Below are 19473 nucleotides of genomic sequence, written 5' to 3' on the forward strand. Positions count from 1 at the left end.
TAAAGGGCAAAATACATCGATAAATTGAAAAAAATCCGTTGTTATGTTCAAAAAAAAGGATGAAATGCATCATTTTTTAAATTTAGACACAAAAAAAAGTTGTCGGTTTACCTTTAATTGTTATATTGCGACTCTAAAATTAAACGAGCTTACTTAAACGTATGGATATGAAACATGTCTCAAACCTAAAATTTTTAATAGCAGCAACGCTTTGCGCCACAATTGTGAGTTGTAATCGTTCTTCTAATTCTGGCAACGTAGATAGTGCCACAGGCTGGAAAATCAACGATAAACAAGGTGGTTTTCAGTACAACACACAATTCAAAGAGCAGGAAACTCCTCCTGGAACTGCTTTTGTTGAAGGTGGAACCTTTACAATGGGTAAAGTAGCAGATGACCCAATGCACGATTGGAATAACACTCCAACACAACAGCATATACAGTCATTTTATATGGATGAAACAGAAGTTACGAATGTAAACTACTTGTTTTATTTAGATTATTTAAAAAATGTATACCCACCAGACGACCCTAACTATGCTTTAATATATAAAGGAGCACTTCCTGATACATTAGTATGGAGAAATCGTTTAGGATATAACGAAATGATGACCGAAAACTATTTGCGTCACCCAGGTTATGCAAACTACCCTGTAGTTGGTGTGAGTTGGATCCAAGCTGTAGAATATGCTAATTGGAGAACTGACCGTGTTGCAGAATTGTCTTTACAAGAAGCAGGATACATCAAAAGAGATGCACAATACACAGACGTAAGCGCAGAAAGCACATTTAGTACAGATACATATATCAATGCACCATCACAAACATATGGTGGTAATGCTGAAGTATTAGAAGGCGGACAACGTAGACAGCAAACAGATGCCGATGGTAACCCTATCAATATTTATGCTAATAGAGAATCTGGATTAATTCCTGTAAAATACAGACTTCCTACCGAAGCTGAATGGGAATATGCTGCTTTAGGTATGAGTGAATTACGTCAATATAACGTATATAGAGGTCGTAAAAAATACCCATGGGATGGTCAATATACTAGATCTGGAAAACGTGTAAATCGTGGAGATCAATTGGCTAACTTTAAGCAAGGTAAAGGTGATTATGGTGGAATCGCAGGTTGGTCTGACGATGGTGCTGATATTACTGCAGAAGTTAAAACATACGAACCAAATGATTACGGTTTATATGATATGGCTGGTAATGTTGCTGAGTGGGTAGCTGATGTTTACAGACCTATTGTAGATGATGAATTTAATGATTTTAACTACTATAGAGGAAACGTTTATTCTAAAAATGCAATTAACGAAGATGGTACAGTAAAAATTGTAACTGTTGATGATATTGTATATGATACATTAAGCAACGGTAAAATTATCGCTAGAGATTTACCTGGTGAAATTGCTAGAGTTCCAATTGATGAGGACGAAACGTATTTAAGAACTAACTTTAGTCAAAGTGATAACAGAAACTTTAGAGATGGTGATAAGCGTTCTTCACGTTATTACAGAGAAAGTTTTGACGAAACTGAAGGTGACAAGAGTGCAACTAGTAAGATGTACAATTCTCCTAAACATTCAGTTCAAATTGATACTTTAGAAGGGACTATGGTTAGAGAATATGACCAGTCTAATAGCAGAACATCATTAATTAACGATGAAGTGAGAGTTTATAAAGGTGGTTCTTGGAGAGATAGAGCGTACTGGATTGACCCAGCTCAACGTCGCTATTTCCCACAAGATATGGCAACAGACTATATTGGTTTTAGATGTGCTGTTTCTAGAGTTGGATCTAAAAGTGAAGACGGAGGAAAAAGACGAAATTAAGAAGCTTTAAATATTTTTTTAAAAAGTCCTGATAAATATATCAGGACTTTTTATTTTTAAACCTATCAAAGAAACGTATTTAAAGAACAAGCATTCTTATACGTAATCGCTATAAACACACGTAAAAGCTTAAGAATAATAAACTTATGGAAATCGATATTATATATCAAAAGTTTAAGACCTGCTCTACCATCTCAACAGATACCAGAAAACTTCAACAAGACTGCCTATATTTTGCTTTGAAAGGTGATAATTTTGATGGTAATAAATTTGTAGACCAAGCATTTGCTGGTGGTGCCAAGTACTGCATTGTAGATGATGTTGATGCCTTAAAAAGTGACAACTGTATATTGGTAGACGACGTATTGACTACCCTACAAGAGCTTGCTAGACATCATAGAGAAGTCATTAACATTCCTATCATAGCATTAACAGGTAGTAATGGTAAAACAACCACTAAAGAGCTTATTTATACCGTACTCAACACAACATACAATGTAAAAGCTACCATTGGAAACTTAAATAACCATATCGGTGTACCACTAACCTTATTACGTTTTTCTGAAGATATGGATTTCGGAATTGTTGAAATGGGCGCCAATCACCAAAAAGAAATCGCATTTTTATGTGGGATAGCCCTACCCGATTACGGTTTAATTACTAATTTCGGTAAAGCGCATCTTGAAGGATTTGGCAGTATTGAAGGAGTTATTAAAGCAAAATCAGAATTGTATGATTACATAAAACTGAATCAGAAAACAGCATTTATTAATGAGGACGATGAGAAACAGGTAAAACAAATCGGAGATTACTCTAAGATTATCACTTTTGGTAATAGCTTAGAAAATGATTGTACACTTACTTTTGAAAGTGCCAACCCCAACGTAACCTTATTATATGATGGCTCTAAAATTGAAAGTCAACTTATAGGCGATTACAATTACGGAAATATAGCAGTAGCTGTTACCATTGGTAAACATTTTAATGTTACTACAGAAAACATAAAAAAAGCTATTGAAGGTTATCAACCCGACAATAATCGCTCTGAAATTATTAAAAAAGGAACTACCAAAATCATTTTAGATGCGTACAACGCTAACCCAACAAGTATGTTAGCCGCTCTTAAAAACCTAAAACAATTAGATGCAGACAAGAAGTATCTCTTTCTTGGAGATATGTTTGAATTAGGTGCAGACGCCGATAAAGAACATCAGTCTATAGTCAATTTTATAGAGGATAATTTTAAAACTAATACCGTCCTAATAGGCAAAAACTTTTACAAAACTAAAACTAAAGGCGCAACAATTAAGTTTCCTAGCTTTGAAGACTTAAAACCCACTTTAAAAGACCTTAACCTTAATAACACTACGGTATTAATTAAAGGCTCTCGTGGGATGGCTTTAGAACGGATTTTAGAATACTTATAACGTTAGGTGTTTAATATAAAACCACACCTCACTAAATAACCCTTTTGAAAACGATTTCAAAAGGGTTATTTGTTAATTCTGCTTCATCAAAAATTCTTATTGATTATGATTTACCATCCAACCAATTCCGAATTTATCTGTACAGCGGCCAAAATAACCCCATTCCCTTTCGCGGTAATTATGATGTACTTGTCCTCCTTTGGATAAGGCGTCAAAAAGCCGTTTTCCTTCAGCATTATCAGATGCTTCAATACTCATTTGGCATTGATTTCCGCTATTGAGCGGTGTGTCGGGAGAGGCATCATAAGCCATAAAATAAACATTCTTCCCTTTTAACTCAGCATGCTGTAGTTTATCTCTGTAAGAAGATGGAACATCTATTTTTTTGTCTTCATAAGTTTGACGGTTAATAATATCAGCATCAAATAATTCACTATAAAATTTTAATGCTTCTTGGCAATTTCCTTTAAACGATAAATATGCTTGTACTTTCATGTTTTTAGATTTTTAAATTTAACAAAAGTGTGAATTTCAATTTATCTAAATTCATCATAACCCCTTAGCTGATTTCATAGTTTTTATTGCTCAATCCCTTTTAAAAAAAAAGAATTAAAGGCTTCGTTACTAACACATATTATTTAAGACTTATACCATCAATACATTTAATTTAAATACGCCTACAACTCCAAAGACAAATAATTAATGTGGTACTGACTTCACAACTATTAAAATTAGCATCTAACGTAAAAATCATACCGTCCTACAAAACAACACTATAGAAACAGCAGCTATTAAAATTCCTACAGCACACAAGGCATATCTACCTCTCTATTACACGATAGCAACAAGAAATGAGTATAAATTTGGGTGAATTAAGCAAAGCTAAGTCGGGATATTCACTTATTTTTGACAAATAATTATAAAGCCCCTAAACCTATGAACAAACAACTACAATTTATTATGCTTTTAGCTGTAATCAGCTTAAGCAACTTTCAACTAAACGCACAAGTTGATGGAACTTTTACAAATAATGCTGGAGCTGGAGATAGCTTATGGTCTACAGCAGCTAACTGGACAGGTGGTATAATAGCTGATGCAACTGGTACTGCAACCCTAGAAGCTAGTGTAGATGTTGATGCCGATACAACTGTTGGAAATTTGATAATAAATACAGCTATAACAATTAGTAGTCTTTCAAATTCTACTTTAACCCTTACTACACCAGTTTCAAGTGATCTTATAGTAAATAATTTTGCAGGAATTACTACAGTTGATTGTAACTTAACTTTAGGTGTTAGTGGAAGATTCGTAAATATAGCAGGTGCTACAACTACTTTTGCAAATGGCAATACTATTGATACAGGTACTTTTGGTCTTACTATAAAAAATGAATCAGCTATTCCTGTTGAGTTTCATGGCGCAATAACAGGAGGTGGTCTTTTTAACGTCATCAATGGTGCTGGTAGTGACGGGGGAGTCACTTTTGAAGCTACTTCGGATTTGTCAAGCTTTATTGGTGGTTTTAAAAATAGAAATAATCCTTTTATTTTTAATAGTACTAATAAAATTAGTACAGGAACTACAATAGAATTAGAAGGTACTGCTTCTATTGCTTTTAATGTAGCAGATCAATTTGAAGGCGATATTTACAAAGATATTCAAGCAAATAATACGTCTATAGTTACATTTAATCAAAACCAAAGTAATTTGGGTTACTTAAGAGTATTTACAAGACCTTTAAGTTTAGTCTTTGCAGATGGTGTCAATCTTGTACAATTTTCTTCATACACTACATCTACTACTGAAGGTGTAGTAGATTTACAAAACTACGCGCCTGGAGTGCTTAAAATAGGAACAACAGTGTCTCAGACTATATTAGACACTTGGCTTCTAAATGGAGTAGAACCTGTAGATGGTACACTTACTCAAGATGTAGATGGTTATATTATATATAATACGTATACTACAACAGCAGGTCAAGATATTAATTGGGAAGATAGCTCTACTTGGGTAGGTGGAAAAATCCCTTCTTTACCAACTGATAATGTAGTAATACATGGTAAAGTAAATTTGAATTCTAACGTAGAAATAAATAATATAACAATAGAACATACTTCTGGACTTCAAGAGATTTTAGATATTCAGCCTGGGTTTTCGCTTATTGTAAATGGAGATGCAATAACAAAAGATGCACTTAGAGCAAGCTCTTCTAGTACAAGTTCTGGAAGTTTAATTTTAAAAGGAAATATTACTGGTAATATTAGATATAATAAATGGGTAAATCCTGTAACATCAGGTAATGATTTGGTAGCGTCTCCTGTTTCTCAAACCTTTAGTACTTTTGAAGCGTCCAGCGTTAATCTTGTCGAAAACCCTTCTACAACAACGCAAAAATTATTTGGTCCTTTTGATAACACGAGTGGTGAATATCTAAATTGGGATACTGTAACTAATGCAACTGATGATATAGTTCTTGGTAAAGGCTATAGAGCAGCAACTAATACTGGAGGTACAGTTGTATTTCAAGCACAACCAGATTCGCCAACAACGGATGTAACTATAGCTATTACAGATGAGACAACTAGTGGCGCAGGCAATTACAGAAAATGGAACTTAATCGGAAACCCTTATCCTTCTTATTTAGATTTTGATACTTTTTTTGATGCTAACAAAGATCAATTTGACACCGAAGCGTTTCAAGCCATCTATGGTTATGACGGTGATGCTTCAGATGGTTGGACAGTTTGGAATAGTTTAAATGGAGAAAAATTGGCTCCTGGTCAAGGTTTCTTTGTGAGAACTAAAACAGGTGGTGGTACTGTAACGTTCACACCGGCTATGAGAACTATTGGTTCTTCTGATGATTTTATAGTAGGACGCTCAGCTAATAATCTAAACATCGCTTTAGCAAAATTGCATTTAAGTAATTCTTCTGACACCTATTCTACCGACATCTATTTTGTAGACAACCAAACTCGTGGTTTAGACCCAGGTTACGATGCAGGTGCTTATCTTGGTGCATCTAATGGCATCTTCACGAATCTTGTAGAAAACAATACAGGAATTGATATGGCTATTCAAGCTTTACCATACAACGATTTTAACGATGTAGTTGTTCCACTTGGTATTAAAGGAGAAGCAGGTATACAATTAACTATTGGCTTAGATACGGAAACGGTTTCTATACCTTCTAATATTAATATATATCTTGAAGATAATGTTACCAATACATGGACTATACTAAATACTGGTGATTATGTATTTACACCAGCTAGTACGTTAAATGGAACAGGTCGTTTCTATGTGCATTTTTCTTCTTCAACATTATCTACAGAAGATAACTTGTTAAATGGTTTAAATATCTATTCAGAACAAGCCACAAAAACAGTCGTAGTTAAAGGGCAATTAAACTCAGATACGACAGCTGCTATTTACGATGTACAAGGACGATTGATAGTACAAAACGCATTAAATACGTCTAACACAACAAATACTATAAATGTGAATGCTTTAAAAGCTGGAATTTATATTGTTGAATTAAAAAGTAACACACAAAATAGAACTCAAAAGATTATCATAAAATAAAATGTATAATTGATGTCTTAATTTTTTAAATATAGACATGAGCCTAAATTGATTAATAGCAGAAAAACCGTGATATTTTTTTAAAAATATTGCGGTTTTTTTAATCGTAAAAATTAACAAAAAACACTTGCAATAGTATGACCCAAAATTAGTTTATTTACAAATGAAATATTAATTGATTTATTGAACAACGACTCAATTATTACGTTAATACCATAAAAACACCATTCTGAATAATTATCTTTAAAACAAAAAACATATGTATCATCAAAACATAGCAAAACAGCTCACTTATTTTTCACTTATTTTATTACTTGGCTCAACAGTTTATAGCTGTAAAAACGTAGAAGACAAAAAATCACCAGAACCAAAAGTTGAAACTAAAGCGGAACCAACTTCAAAAGTCGACACACCTGAAGGTATGGTTTGGGTAGAGAAGAAAACCTTTCTACAAGGGGCTAAAGACACCGACAATTATGCCATGCCAAGAGAAAAGCCTGCACATTGGGTTACTGTTGATGGTTTTTTTATGGATATCACAGAAGTTACTAATAAGCAGTTTAAGGCCTTTGTGGCAGCTACTAACTATATAACTATAGCAGAACGCGAGATTGATTGGGAAGAAATGAAAAAAGAATTACCTCCAAACACACCAAAACCTCATGATTCTATTTTACAGCCCGGAAGTTTAATTTTTAACAAAGATGTGAATGCTGTTGTAAACATGGAGAACTACGGACAATGGTGGACATGGAAAACAGGAGCTGATTGGAAACATCCTGACGGTCCGGAAACTACTATTGAAGGTAAAGATGATTACCCGGTAGTACATGTGGCTTACCAAGATGCTATAGCCTATTGCGAATGGGCAAATAGACGTCTACCAACCGAAGCAGAATGGGAATCTGCTGCGCAAGGAAAAAACACAAACACCATATTTACTTGGGGCAACGATGCTGCAAAATTAGATGCGAATGCTAATACTTGGCAAGGTGTATTTCCTACGAGTAATGATTCTGAAGACGGGTTTGAATTTATTTCACCTGTAAAATCATATCCTTCAAATAGTATTGGGTTATTCGACATGGCTGGAAATGTATGGGAAATAACTAGTGATTTCTTTAGTGTAAAATATTACAGTGAATTAGACACGTCTAAGCCGATTGTAAATCCTAAAGGAGCGGCTACACATTTTAATCCTAATAATCCGTACCAGGTAGAACACGTGATGAAAGGTGGGTCTTTTTTGTGCCATGCCTCTTACTGTGCTAGTTTTAGAATATCGGCTAAAATGGGTGTTTCTGTAGATTCTGGGTCCGATCATATGGGCTTTAGAACAGTAGCAACACCAGATATGCTAACTTCTAAAGAATAATACATACCGTTTACATATAGCACTAAAAAAAGGGAAAGTTAGCTTTCCCTTTTTTTAGTGCTATAAAATGAATTATAACGCTTATTCTATGAAACGCAATCTATGGAAAGATTAATCTATCATAGAGAATTCTTTTGATACTCTAGTTACTTTAATATAAAACGCACCCCAGTCTTCACCTTTGTCTGTTGTAAACCAAGCACTCATATCGGTTTCTCCTTCCGTAAAATTACCTGTAAAGCTTATCACTTTAGCCTCTTTTTCTACAGCCTTAGTTTGTTCCCAAGCTCCAATTTTTACACCACCAGATTTAAAGTTCATCGTTCTACCTTCTGCAATAGCTTCTGTAGAAATAGTGCCTTCTTTTCCTGCTACAGCCGCATTTATAGCCAAATTAGATTCAAAAGGCCATCTGCTTAATTCAATAGTATAGGTCCCAGACTGTTCAAATGCTACGGTAAATTCACCTCCAACAGGATTCTTTTGCGCTTCTCTAATATAATTCTGATTCCATGGAATTTTAGAATCGTGCACATGGGTATCATGACAGGTTAATTCAATTGGGTTTTGCTGATCTGATCCTAAAACAATAATTGGAAACTGGTTAAATTCTGTAGAAACAGAACTCCACCATTCGTTATAATAGCCTTGCATTTGTTCTACTTTTTCAGGAAACTGAGCTGCTAAGTCATTGTCTTGACCTGGATCTTTAGAAATATCATATAATTCTTTACCGTTAACCAATCGCATTTTATCTGACATCACGGCACTTTTTCTCCATTTTATTGGGCTTTGTACACGTTGCGAATCTGTAATTAAATAATCCCTACCTATCGTAGTTTCGGTACCTAAAATTAATGAAGAAATATCCGAACCATCCATTTCCTTTTGTCCTTCAGGTAATTCTAAATTACACAAAGTTGCTAAAGTTGGTAATATATCTAAATGCGCTGTTAAATCCGTAACATCCTTACCTCCACTAATATTCTTTCCTGGATACGAAATGAAAAATGGGACACGGTGTCCACCTTCATATTCACTGTTTTTTGTGCCTTTCATTCCTGCATTAAAACCGTATAGTTGACCTCCAACTGTTTTATATCCTGAAGCCGTTCCGTTATCTGTCATAAAAATAACGATGGTATTATCGGCTATATTTAAGTCTTCCAATTTCTTTTGAAGCTTCGCAAAGTTATCATCAACATTGGTAATCATTCCGTAAAATATCTTTTGAAATTCTGGAATATCTAAGTCTTTGTATTGATTATAATAAGCTTCTGGCACATTAAATGGAAGGTGTGGCGCATTCGCAGAAATATAAGCGAAGAACGGTTCATCTTTCTTGTCTTCAATATATTTTATCGCCTCATCAAACCAAACATCGGTACAATAACCTTCAAATTTTGTTGGTACTCCATTTTTAAAATAGGTATCATCAAAATAATCATTATCCCAATAATCTGGTGTCTGACCAACTCCACCTCCACCATGTGTAATGGTGTATTTGAAACCTTTATCTTGTGGTCTAGAAGGATAGGTATCTCCCAAATGCCATTTACCAAACATCGCTGTTTCGTAACCATTCTCTTGAAACACATCCGCCATAGTAACTTCATCTGCTCTTAAAATAGAAACACCACCAATCGTATGCCAAACTCCTACTCTATTAGCATATCTTCCGGTCATTAAACCCGATCTTGAAGGTGCACAGGTTGGTCCCACATGAAAATCTGTTAAACGCACCGATTCATCATGAAATTTATCTAAGGCAGGCGTTTTAACTAAGGTGTTCCCATGAGCACCAAGATCTCCATAACCTTGATCGTCTGTAATAATTACAATGACATTAGGCTGTTTTGATTTTTTAGTGGTTACTGTTTTTGTGGATTGAGACGTACATGAAAACGTAAGTCCCATAAGGGCTATTAATGCTATTACTTTTTTATTCATTTCAATACTGTTTTTTGAAAGTATAGGGTGTTATTAAATTATTTTTAAGCGATATTTAGTTATTCCGGAAGTTCTTTTTTCCAATCGTACCAAAGCCTTTTAAGCTCACTTACAACTTCCTCATTATGCGCTGCTAGGTTGATTTTTTCAAAAGGATCTTTAGAAATATGATAGAGTTCTTCTCTCTTCATTTTTTTATTAAATAATAGTTTCCAATCCCCTTTTCTAACGGCGCCTTGCGCCCAGTGATTCGTGTTTTCTCTAGGAAAACGCCATTCCCAAAATAAGGGTTTTGTTCTTTTAAAGCTGTTATTTTCTAAAATTGAACTGATATTTTCTCCATCAATAGCATAATCGTTTGGCAATTCTATTTCTGCTAAACTGGCAAAGGTTGGTAATAAATCTACTGTAGATAATACACTTGTTGAATCTACCTTATTTTCTTCAACATGATTTTTCCATTTTACAATAAATGGCACCACTACTCCTCCTTGAAGGATATCCACTTTTCGTCCTTTTAAGCCTGCGGTTGAACCCGCTTCTTTAGAAGGTCCCCATCCTGCAGGACCATTATCACTAGAAAAAATAATTAATGTATTGTCATCTAATCCCATTTCTGATATAGACTCTAATAAACGTCCAACATGAAAATCGGCATCCTTTAAAACCGCATAATAGGTTTCTTTGCTTGGTGACAAACCTTTAAATGGTTCGCGTTGCGCTTTTGAAGGCCATAATGGTGTATGCGGATCTTTTAACCAAAGGTTGACAAACATCGGTTGTTTGCCTTTATTTTCCTTTATAAAATCAATCGTTTCATCTACAGCAATTCGACTCGAACTTTGTACCCATAAGGTATCCGTATCCATAAATCGTGTGGTTTCCCATTTCTGATCTCCTTTCCAAGTCGGTCCATTGCCGTTCCAAACTCTAGCGTCATCGTAGCCGTAAACTTTAGGCTCTGGTGCTGAAGGATCGCCATGAGGTTTACCACCACCACCTAGATGCCATTTCCCAAAATGCGCGGTTTTATAGCCTGCTTTTTGTAGGGTCTGAGGAAGATAAACCGGCAAGGAATCATTTAAATAATTAGGCATATTACGTTTGGCATTCACTTCATTTCCTGCGAAATGTGCATGAACACGATGTCTTGCAGGAAAATGACCGGTTAAAACTGAAGACCGGCTAGGAGAACAAACTCCACTCGTCACATGGAATTGCGTAAATCGTGTGCCTTCAGATGCCATTTTATCTATATTGGGCGTCACAACTTCTGTATTTCCATACACGCCTAAATCCCCATAACCCCAATCATCTGCAAAAATAAAGATGATGTTTGGTCTTGAATCTTCTGATTTTGCTATAATTTCTTTCTTAGTATCATTACAAGAATACATTACAACGGCAACCCATAAAAGTGTGATATGTTTTAAGTAACGCATTCTCATTTCCGTATTAATTTTCAAACGTTTCTGTTTCCTGTTCGTTACCTAATGCTACCGCTAACTCCTTAACTTTTTCAGGGAATTGACTTGCTAAATTCGTGTTTTGCCCAATATCATCTTTAAGATTGAAGAGTTGTACGGTATCCTTAGCGGTTTTAAAACGCTGTCCTTCTTCAAACCATTTTGGAATTCTGGTGTGGTAACCATCTTTATTATTAATATATAACCAATCTCCTTTTCTAATCGCATATTTTGAAGCCCAGGTATTGTGAACAATAGTTTCTCTCACAGGTTCATTTGTATTGGTCAACCATACGTTAGAAAAATTAAAACTATCATGCTGAAATCCTTTTGGTAAATCGCTATTTGTAATAGACGCTAACGTATTTAATAGGTCTATTTGACTGAACAATTGATTGCTCTTTGTTCCTGGTTTAATATGGTTGGGCCATTTTACGATAAAAGGCACGTGATGTCCGCCTTCATAAACATCTCTTTTTACACCTCTAAACGGATGAGAACTATCGTGATCATAATTTTTAATACGGTTGTAAGCATAGTGTTCTGACCCATTATCTGAAGTAAAAATAACAATGGTATTGTCATCTGCATTAATAGCTTTTAATGCGTCTAAAATTTGTCCGACAGCATCGTCAGTCTGAAACACAAAATCGCCATAAGGTCCTGCATTGCTTTTCCCTCTAAATTCTTCATTTGGGATTATTGGTGCGTGCGGCGAAGGAAATGCCATATATAAGAAAAAAGGTTCTTTAGCTTGTTCTTGATTTTTTATAAAAGTCACAGCTTTGCGCGTCACCGTTGGTAAAATCTTATAAAAATTCCAATCTTTTACTGCTGGTCCTGGTCGTAATTCCCAATTGCCTTCTAATGCAAAATCTTCTTTAGGATGTTGTAACGTTAGTGTTGGTGCTTCTGTAACCTTATCATTTTCAATCCAAGTATATGGAGGAAAATTAATAGTACCATCACCAAAATAAGAATTAAAACCAATAGACAACGGCCCATTAGGAATAGATTTATCCCAATCATAAGCTTGTGCTGGCCAAATTTCGATTTCCTTTTTTCCGTGCTTAGCTTTTACTTTTTGAGTAACCTCTTTTTTTCTAATGGCTTCCCAGTTCCATCCTAAATGCCATTTACCAATAGCTGCTGTATGATAACCGTTAGTGTTAAGAATACGAGGTAATGTCACCTGATTTTCTTTAAACACTGATTCGCCCATGGCATGTACGATATCGTTGAAGTCTCTCCAATGGTACCGGCCCGATAACAACGCGTACCTACTTGGTGTACACACTCCTGAAGAACTATGCGCCTCTGTCATTAAAAGTCCTTCTTTAGCTAATTGATCTAAATTGGGTGTTGGGATTTTAGATTGGGGATTTTGAATTGCTAAATCACCAAAACCCATATCATCAGCATAAAATATGATGATGTTGGGTTTATTAACTTGAGGTGTTGGTTTTGTTTGTTCTTGACAAGCTGTTAAGCACACCAACAGTATCATATAAAAGTAGGCGCTTATTTTCATGGTTTTAACTTTCTTTTTTCCAGTCAATGGTGGCTTTCTTGTTTTCTAAATCGACCCAAATACTGGCATGTTCATAATTTCGGGTTAAAATCCAACCGTTAACTTGCATCTCGTTTAGAGGTTTGCCTAAGGGTTTATCAAATTCAGGATACCATAGAAGTGATCCCATACTTAAGCGATACCCCCAATTATAACTAATATAAGAATGTTTTTGTGCTCCAGCTAAAAAAGAGGCTAAGGCAAATGTTAAATGCTCTTTAGAAATTTTCTCTTTTTCTTTTTCAGATTTAGCCATAAAGGTTTTGTTTACCCAAGCATTCTCTGGCCATGTCTTAAACACGACTATTTTACCGCTTTTACCTGCTTTTTCCATTTCTTGAATATCCTTAAGCATACTTTCTTTCGTTTTGCTATTAAAATAGCCGAAATGTTCAATCATTATGGCATCTGTAAAATCTGGAAAGTCATTTTCGCTATTTCTAACTGGTGTAGAACGAATACCGTTATAAACGATTAATTTGTCACCACCAATTTTAGCTCTCGTTTCTTTAATTAGATCTTTTAAGCCTTGCTGAATGGCATCATACTTTTCAGTTCCCCATAATTTTTTATTACCTGGATTGGTAACCTGAACTAAGGCATCAAAGAAAACGCCATCAATATTTTCATTATCCAAATTGTCTTTGGCAATATCAGACCACCAATCTCTAAGTTCTGGATTAGATAAATCATAGCGCTTTAATTTACCATCTTTTAAATCTAATTCGCCTGTTTTTGTTTTTAGCCACCATTCTGATTTTGTTTGATAGTCTTCATGCGCTTTATACATCCTGTAATCTAAAAAAGCATTCCAATAGAATACCACTTTCATATCTGGATTTAAATCTTTTAGCACTTTTGCATCAGCAGCAATAGACTCTTCTGAATGTTTATATTTCGGAAAACCATGCGCCTTTTCTAATACCGTAAAGTTAGAATGCTCCGCTATAAATTTAGCTTCAGACTTAGTTAACAAATCCCCTTTTTTTCCAAAATGAAACGCAACAGGAACCTTATCCCAGCTAAATTCTGGATAGTGCTTATCGTTTTGTGAAAAGGCCACTTGAGACATTACCAAACCAATTAAAAACAGACTTTTATGTAAAAACGCTAACTTCATTATGCTTACAATTTTATTTTATTGGTAAAATCTTAATCGATTTCAAACTCGATGTTTGAACATCACCTTCAACTAATGACGTCTTAATAATATGATTACCTGCCGTTTTAAACTCTAAAATTCCCATTCTGCGATACGCATATTTATCAGTTGCTGCTTGTTGATTTTGAACTTTAATACCTTCATCTGTTGTGGTTTTCCAAACTAAGCGCCCTTCACCTTTATATTCTAAATCTAAATAATAATAACCCGGTTCTTGAACGTTTACTTCCCAGCAAACCGTACCATCTTCTTCCCAATTGCTCACTTGGTTGGCATGTTTCCATTCACCAAATTTCTCCATCCAGCGTACGTTTTTTTGTTCTGCACCTTCAACCTCACCAAATTCAGTTAATAATCTTGTAGGTACATTTGGATAGATACCTAAGTGTGATTCTACTACAGCTTCTGCATCTTCAAGTTCTACTTCAATTACAGAAATCAATTCTTCAGGTGCTTTATATGGCACATCGATTACTAACCAATCGTTGTCTTTAGAGTATTTAAGTGAACTCTTTTTGTCACCATCTAAAACTGATATTTGTTTCACTTTAGATTTTAATCCAGGTAAGTATAATTTACCATTAGTTGGCCATTCACTTACAGATAAATAAAGCGATTTACCATTAGTAGTAACATCTCCCCAAGGCAATGCATAACCCCAAGGTGAACTACCTGCAGCGTAAACAACTTGTGGGTATTTTTGAATCCAACGACCAGACTCTTGTAAAAATTCTATACCAATACTAGGAATAGCTCCGTTACTATCTGGACCTACATTAAATAAATACGTACCGCCTCTAGCTACAGTTTCAATAACACGACCTAAAATCTTTTTAGGACTTTTAAAGTTATTGTCGTACCAAGCATATGACCAAGAATCGTTGTTAGTATCGCAAGTTTCCCAAAGACCTTCTACATTTCTTGTTGGCACTTCCATATCTCCAATACTAGCATAGTCACCCATACCATATCCTACGCGACTACACATCATAGCATTTGGTTGTAATTCTCTTACCATATCGGCTAATTCTACTACATATTCCTCTGGCATATCACCAGGAGTATCAAACCAAACAAAATCGATGTCACCATAGTTGGTACAGATTTCTCTAACTTGTGGCTTACATTTATTATAGAAATAATCTTTAAAATCCATTTTCTTTCCGTTCTCATCAACTTCAGGACCTCTAGTTCCGCCTGGAGCCGTCCAATCTTGATTATGAGAATAATAAAATCCAAATCCAAGTCCTAATTCTTTACACGCAGCAGATAACTCGTGCATTGGATCTCTACCAAATGGAGTGGCATCTACAATATTGAAATCACTAGCTTCAGAATCGAACATCGCAAAACCTTCGTGATGTTTACTGGTAATGATAATATATTTCATACCAGCATCTTTTGCTAATTGCGCAATTTGCTTAGCATCGAATTCTGTTGGATTAAAGGTTTTTGCCGTTTCCATATAATCTTCAGGCGAAATGTTTGCCACACGTTTGCTCATTAGCCATTCTCCAATACCGTAGTAGGTCTTATCTTCCCATACTCCACCTAGATTTGAAAACAATCCCCAATGAATAAACATACCGTAGTTGCCTTCATCAAATAACTTCGCTTTTCCACTTTTTAAAGCATCACCAGAAACTGTAGTTTCTCCCCACATTTCTTCCATTCCTTTTTTGTCTTTCTCTTGAGAATGGCTATTCATAACGCTAATAAGCATTACTAAAACGGAAAACATTATACATCTATTCTTAAACATATGCGTACTATTATTAATTTATTATTTTTTTGATTTGCAGATAGAAATCTACCTACTTTACTGTATATAACATTCTTGAGCCACCACTAGTTTTCATCAATTAGCGACGCTCCCAAAAACATATTTATTTTAGATTATAATCTGTATCTCAATCCTACTTTCCATGTTGGAGTTCTACCGAAATAAGATGTGAAATTTTGAGTATCATCTCCAATATAACGACGTGTATCTTCTCCTGTAAGATTACTTACACCTGCACTTGCTTGTATCTTTCTTGTAATCTTATATTTTAAGTTGATTCCTAAAAGTGTCGTTCCTTCTGTATAATGTGCTTCATCTGCACGTGTAGAGCCAATACCACCTAAATTACTTAAGTAATTACTTCTGTAGGCTGCAGTAAATCTAAAAGAGAATCCGTACTTTTCATAGTACATCACTGTATTGAAGTTGTGTTTTGAAGTCCCTGGAAAACCATTAGTAGCATCGCCAACAGCACCATCAAAATTACTTTCAACAAAAGAATAGTTAGCTCGTAAACCAAACCCACTCGCAAAACCAGGTAAAAACGTAAAGTGATGATTAAAGCCTATTTCAAATCCATAAAGTTGTGCATTTGTAATGTTTATAGGAGTAGAAATATCGAACAATAAATCTTCTTGACCTGCAGGTATTGCTATACCCAGCGCTTCTATACCTGGATATGCTTGATCATTTAATGTTTGACGTCCGATATAATTTCTAATGTCTTTATAAAAGATACTACCGATAATTGCACCACCATTTCTGCTATACAACTCAAATGTTGTATCATACATCCATGCACTGTAAGGCTCTAACTTTGGATTACCAGATTTAATAGTCCCTCTATATAAACTTGTACCTAAGTTTGGCTCATAGTCTGGTGAACTCGGGTTGAATATTTCTGAAGTAGGATCTAAATACTCCACCTCATTACTCGGCATCATATCTCTATATTTTGGTCTAGATGCTCCTTTTGCAGCGCTAAATCTCAAGTTGAAATTTCTTTTTATTTTAAAATTGGCATTAAAACTAGGTAACACATCCCATCTAGAATTTTCTACCTCATGATATATAGCATCACTTACTACACCACTAGTCTCTGCTATAGGATCAACTATTTCTACTCCGGTAAACCCCCTTGATTCATTTATGGTATTAATGGCTCTTACCCCAAAGTTTAAAACCACTGGTATATTAAATACTGTTGTTCTTGCATCAACTTGTGCATAGGTAGAAAAAGTTTTTTCTATAGCCCCATAAGATTTTGCAGGATTAAATTGTAAATCACCTTCCTGAGAAACCAATTGATCTATAGGTTTATCAAAATCAAAAATACTTCCACCATTTAAACTATTAAATCCTGGTGTTAAATCTAACACGGCATTTCCGGGAATATTAATCCATTGATCTAAACCTGTTCCACCGCCTAAAAAATCACCTGGAATATAATAGTTATCATAAGAAATAAGATCTACAAATTGCTGTAATTGCTCATCTGTATAATCACCATAGATATCGTCAGCATTTGCTTGCGCTTCTCTAGCTTCGAAATCTGTAATTGCTGATCTTGCACCCAATGAGAATTTCACCTTTTTATTAAGCTCATACTCTACATCTAATCTTGAAGCATAATTGTAGCCATTGGTTCTAATATGTCTTTTTGCTGCAGATCTAAGACCAAACGCTGTAGGATCTAAAATTTCATCTGGAAGTCCAAACTGAGGAAGTTCACCTCTCAAATCTAAACTAATAGCACTATTGTCATAATCTCTTCCATCCAATCTTGCAGTTATTTGCGTTAAATCTTGGAAAAAATCTAAATCCGAATACGATAAATCAAAACTAAAAGTCAATTTATCTGACTCCTTGTATAAGGTATTCAATCCTAATATGTTATTTGTGGTATTATTTGTATAGAACTGATTTTTATTTTGAATATTCACTCGAGACACATCTGCACCAGCTGCATCGATGTAGGCTAAATTATTCCCATTAAAAACCAGGCTTTCTGGCGTAAAGAAATTATTAACACCCAGCAAACCATTATCACCACCTGTAGACAATGATGTTTGAAATTGTTGTCTGTCTGAAAAAGCTTCTAATTTAGTTAAGGTATAATCTAACAAAAACTCTAGTTTAGCTGTTGGCTTGTATTGAATTGCCGCTGATAAAGCCAATTGTTTTCTGTTGTCTTTTCGTACGGCATTATTAATAGTTGCTGGGATTAAGATACCTTCATAAACATTCTCTCCATCTTCAAAAACACCATTACTATTAGTATCTTCATAAAAATCTACATTTCTGTAACCTCGCATTCCCGATTCATCGCGGTATCTATTATCATCAGTGTGAACTATTGAAACAGCGGCTCCTAATTTATCATTTATTTTACCTCCAAACACACCAGATATTCTGGTATCAAAATCGATATCTTCGAACTCTGAATCGCTATCTCCTCTTAAATTAACACTAGCAAAATAATTCTTCCCTCTTTTATACCTTGCATCTAAAGGTCTTAAGGTTTGAAAATCTACTGTTCCACCAATATCTGTAGCAATTTCTTTAGCCTGTGTTGTTTTATGGATTCTAGCTCCATTAATAATTTCTGTAGGAATAACATTTAAGTTAAATTTTCTAAAATCCGATTTCCCCTCATTTCCTGCAGAAATAGGTGTTCGACCATTCATCGTAATTTTCACAAACTGAGGCCCTATACCTCTAATAGATACTCTATCGCCAGAAACACCATCATCATTCCGCTCAATTTGCACACCTGCAACTCTTTGTAAAGCATCAGTTACGTTACCATCAGAAAAACTTCCAATATCCTCTGGCGTAATTGCTTCAATAACGGTAGTGGCTTCTCGCTTCTCTCTAACAGCATTTAATTGAGAACTTCTAATCCCTACAGTAAGAACAACCTCATCTAAAGCTTCAGAATCCGCTTTCATCTGAACGTTCAATACAGTCTTTCCTGCTGTAGAATACTCTACAGTCTTAAAACCTATATAATGAAATACGAGGATTGCATCAGGATTCTTTAATTTTATAGTATAGTCACCATCCATTGTAGACATTGCACCATTCTTTGTGCCTTTTTCTATAATACTTGCACCCGGCAATGGCAAATTATCGACATCCGTAATTTTACCTGTTATGACTTGCGCCTGTGCTAAACTAAAAAAGCATTGCAGCAGCATTAAGAACAGTAAACTTTTAGAATTAATTTTTTTCATGACATGATGAGTTAGTTCGTATGACTACAAATATGTATCAAATAAGACAAATCAACTTGCTCTGTTCGTTTTTAAATT

11 protein-coding genes are annotated in these 19473 nt (G+C 35.0%); 4 read left to right on the top strand and 7 right to left on the bottom strand.

Annotated features, from left to right (window positions below; translation table 11 throughout):
* Positions 1–161: 161 nt before the first annotated feature.
* Together gldJ and DFQ09_RS13460 are read left to right on the top strand one after the other, a co-directional pair.
* On the top strand, positions 162–1841 hold the full coding sequence (gene gldJ, locus DFQ09_RS13455; RefSeq protein WP_115811184.1) for a gliding motility lipoprotein GldJ: 1680 nt from the start codon (positions 162–164) through the stop codon (positions 1839–1841).
* 146 nt (positions 1842–1987) lie between these two features.
* Positions 1988–3268, top strand: a complete 1281-nt coding sequence (locus tag DFQ09_RS13460) for a UDP-N-acetylmuramoyl-tripeptide--D-alanyl-D-alanine ligase (protein WP_115811186.1) — start codon at positions 1988–1990, stop codon at positions 3266–3268.
* A gap of 96 nt (positions 3269–3364) precedes the next feature.
* Here DFQ09_RS13460 and DFQ09_RS13465 read toward each other — a convergent pair whose 3' ends face one another.
* Complete coding sequence (locus DFQ09_RS13465; RefSeq protein WP_115811188.1) at positions 3365–3763, bottom strand: VOC family protein; 399 nt, start codon at positions 3761–3763, stop codon at positions 3365–3367.
* A gap of 441 nt (positions 3764–4204) precedes the next feature.
* Between DFQ09_RS13465 and DFQ09_RS13470 the strand changes: the two genes are divergently transcribed.
* Both DFQ09_RS13470 and DFQ09_RS13475 read left to right on the top strand, forming a co-directional pair.
* Complete coding sequence (locus tag DFQ09_RS13470) at positions 4205–6853, top strand: T9SS type A sorting domain-containing protein (RefSeq protein WP_115811190.1); 2649 nt, start codon at positions 4205–4207, stop codon at positions 6851–6853.
* A 259-nt stretch (positions 6854–7112) separates the two neighbouring features.
* Positions 7113–8228: a formylglycine-generating enzyme family protein gene (locus DFQ09_RS13475; RefSeq protein ID WP_115811192.1), complete on the top strand. Its 1116-nt coding sequence runs from the start codon at positions 7113–7115 to the stop codon at positions 8226–8228.
* A gap of 111 nt (positions 8229–8339) precedes the next feature.
* Here DFQ09_RS13475 and DFQ09_RS13480 read toward each other — a convergent pair whose 3' ends face one another.
* The 6 genes from DFQ09_RS13480 to DFQ09_RS13505 form a co-directional block, all read right to left on the bottom strand.
* Entirely contained in the window at positions 8340–10178 is a 1839-nt protein-coding gene (locus DFQ09_RS13480; RefSeq protein WP_115811194.1) for an arylsulfatase, read from the bottom strand.
* A 59-nt stretch (positions 10179–10237) separates the two neighbouring features.
* Positions 10238–11620, bottom strand: coding sequence for a sulfatase family protein (locus DFQ09_RS13485; protein ID WP_181897183.1), 1383 nt, complete (start codon positions 11618–11620; stop codon positions 10238–10240).
* A gap of 13 nt (positions 11621–11633) precedes the next feature.
* Positions 11634–13175: a sulfatase family protein gene (locus DFQ09_RS13490; RefSeq protein WP_115811298.1), complete on the bottom strand. Its 1542-nt coding sequence runs from the start codon at positions 13173–13175 to the stop codon at positions 11634–11636.
* Between the two features lie 4 nt (positions 13176–13179).
* Positions 13180–14334 carry a putative glycoside hydrolase gene (locus DFQ09_RS13495; protein WP_115811198.1) on the bottom strand — a complete coding sequence of 385 codons (1155 nt, stop codon included), beginning with the start codon at positions 14332–14334 and terminating at the stop codon, positions 13180–13182.
* Between the two features lie 13 nt (positions 14335–14347).
* Positions 14348–16117, bottom strand: a complete 1770-nt coding sequence (locus DFQ09_RS13500) for an alpha-L-fucosidase (RefSeq protein WP_220347459.1) — start codon at positions 16115–16117, stop codon at positions 14348–14350.
* Between the two features lie 155 nt (positions 16118–16272).
* A complete protein-coding gene (locus DFQ09_RS13505; protein ID WP_115811200.1) occupies positions 16273–19395 on the bottom strand; it encodes a TonB-dependent receptor in 3123 nt (1040 codons plus the stop codon).
* Positions 19396–19473 lie beyond the last annotated feature (78 nt).

The organism is Winogradskyella pacifica (assembly GCF_003386275.1).
Classification (GTDB): domain Bacteria; phylum Bacteroidota; class Bacteroidia; order Flavobacteriales; family Flavobacteriaceae; genus Winogradskyella; species Winogradskyella pacifica.

Bases quoted from the DNA above. Each gene is read 5' to 3' on its own strand.
- DFQ09_RS13490 (WP_115811298.1), bottom strand. From the start codon at position 13,175: ATGAAAATAAGCGCCTACTTTTATATGATACTGTTGGTGTGCTTAACA.
- DFQ09_RS13460 (WP_115811186.1), top strand. From the start codon at position 1,988: ATGGAAATCGATATTATATATCAAAAGTTTAAGACCTGCTCTACCATC.
- gldJ (WP_115811184.1), top strand. From the start codon at position 162: ATGGATATGAAACATGTCTCAAACCTAAAATTTTTAATAGCAGCAACG.
- DFQ09_RS13480 (WP_115811194.1), bottom strand. From the start codon at position 10,178: ATGAATAAAAAAGTAATAGCATTAATAGCCCTTATGGGACTTACGTTT.
- DFQ09_RS13475 (WP_115811192.1), top strand. From the start codon at position 7,113: ATGTATCATCAAAACATAGCAAAACAGCTCACTTATTTTTCACTTATT.
- DFQ09_RS13485 (WP_181897183.1), bottom strand. From the start codon at position 11,620: ATGCGTTACTTAAAACATATCACACTTTTATGGGTTGCCGTTGTAATG.
- DFQ09_RS13505 (WP_115811200.1), bottom strand. From the start codon at position 19,395: ATGAAAAAAATTAATTCTAAAAGTTTACTGTTCTTAATGCTGCTGCAA.
- DFQ09_RS13470 (WP_115811190.1), top strand. From the start codon at position 4,205: ATGAACAAACAACTACAATTTATTATGCTTTTAGCTGTAATCAGCTTA.
- DFQ09_RS13500 (WP_220347459.1), bottom strand. From the start codon at position 16,117: ATGTTTTCCGTTTTAGTAATGCTTATTAGCGTTATGAATAGCCATTCT.
- DFQ09_RS13465 (WP_115811188.1), bottom strand. From the start codon at position 3,763: ATGAAAGTACAAGCATATTTATCGTTTAAAGGAAATTGCCAAGAAGCA.
- DFQ09_RS13495 (WP_115811198.1), bottom strand. From the start codon at position 14,334: ATGAAGTTAGCGTTTTTACATAAAAGTCTGTTTTTAATTGGTTTGGTA.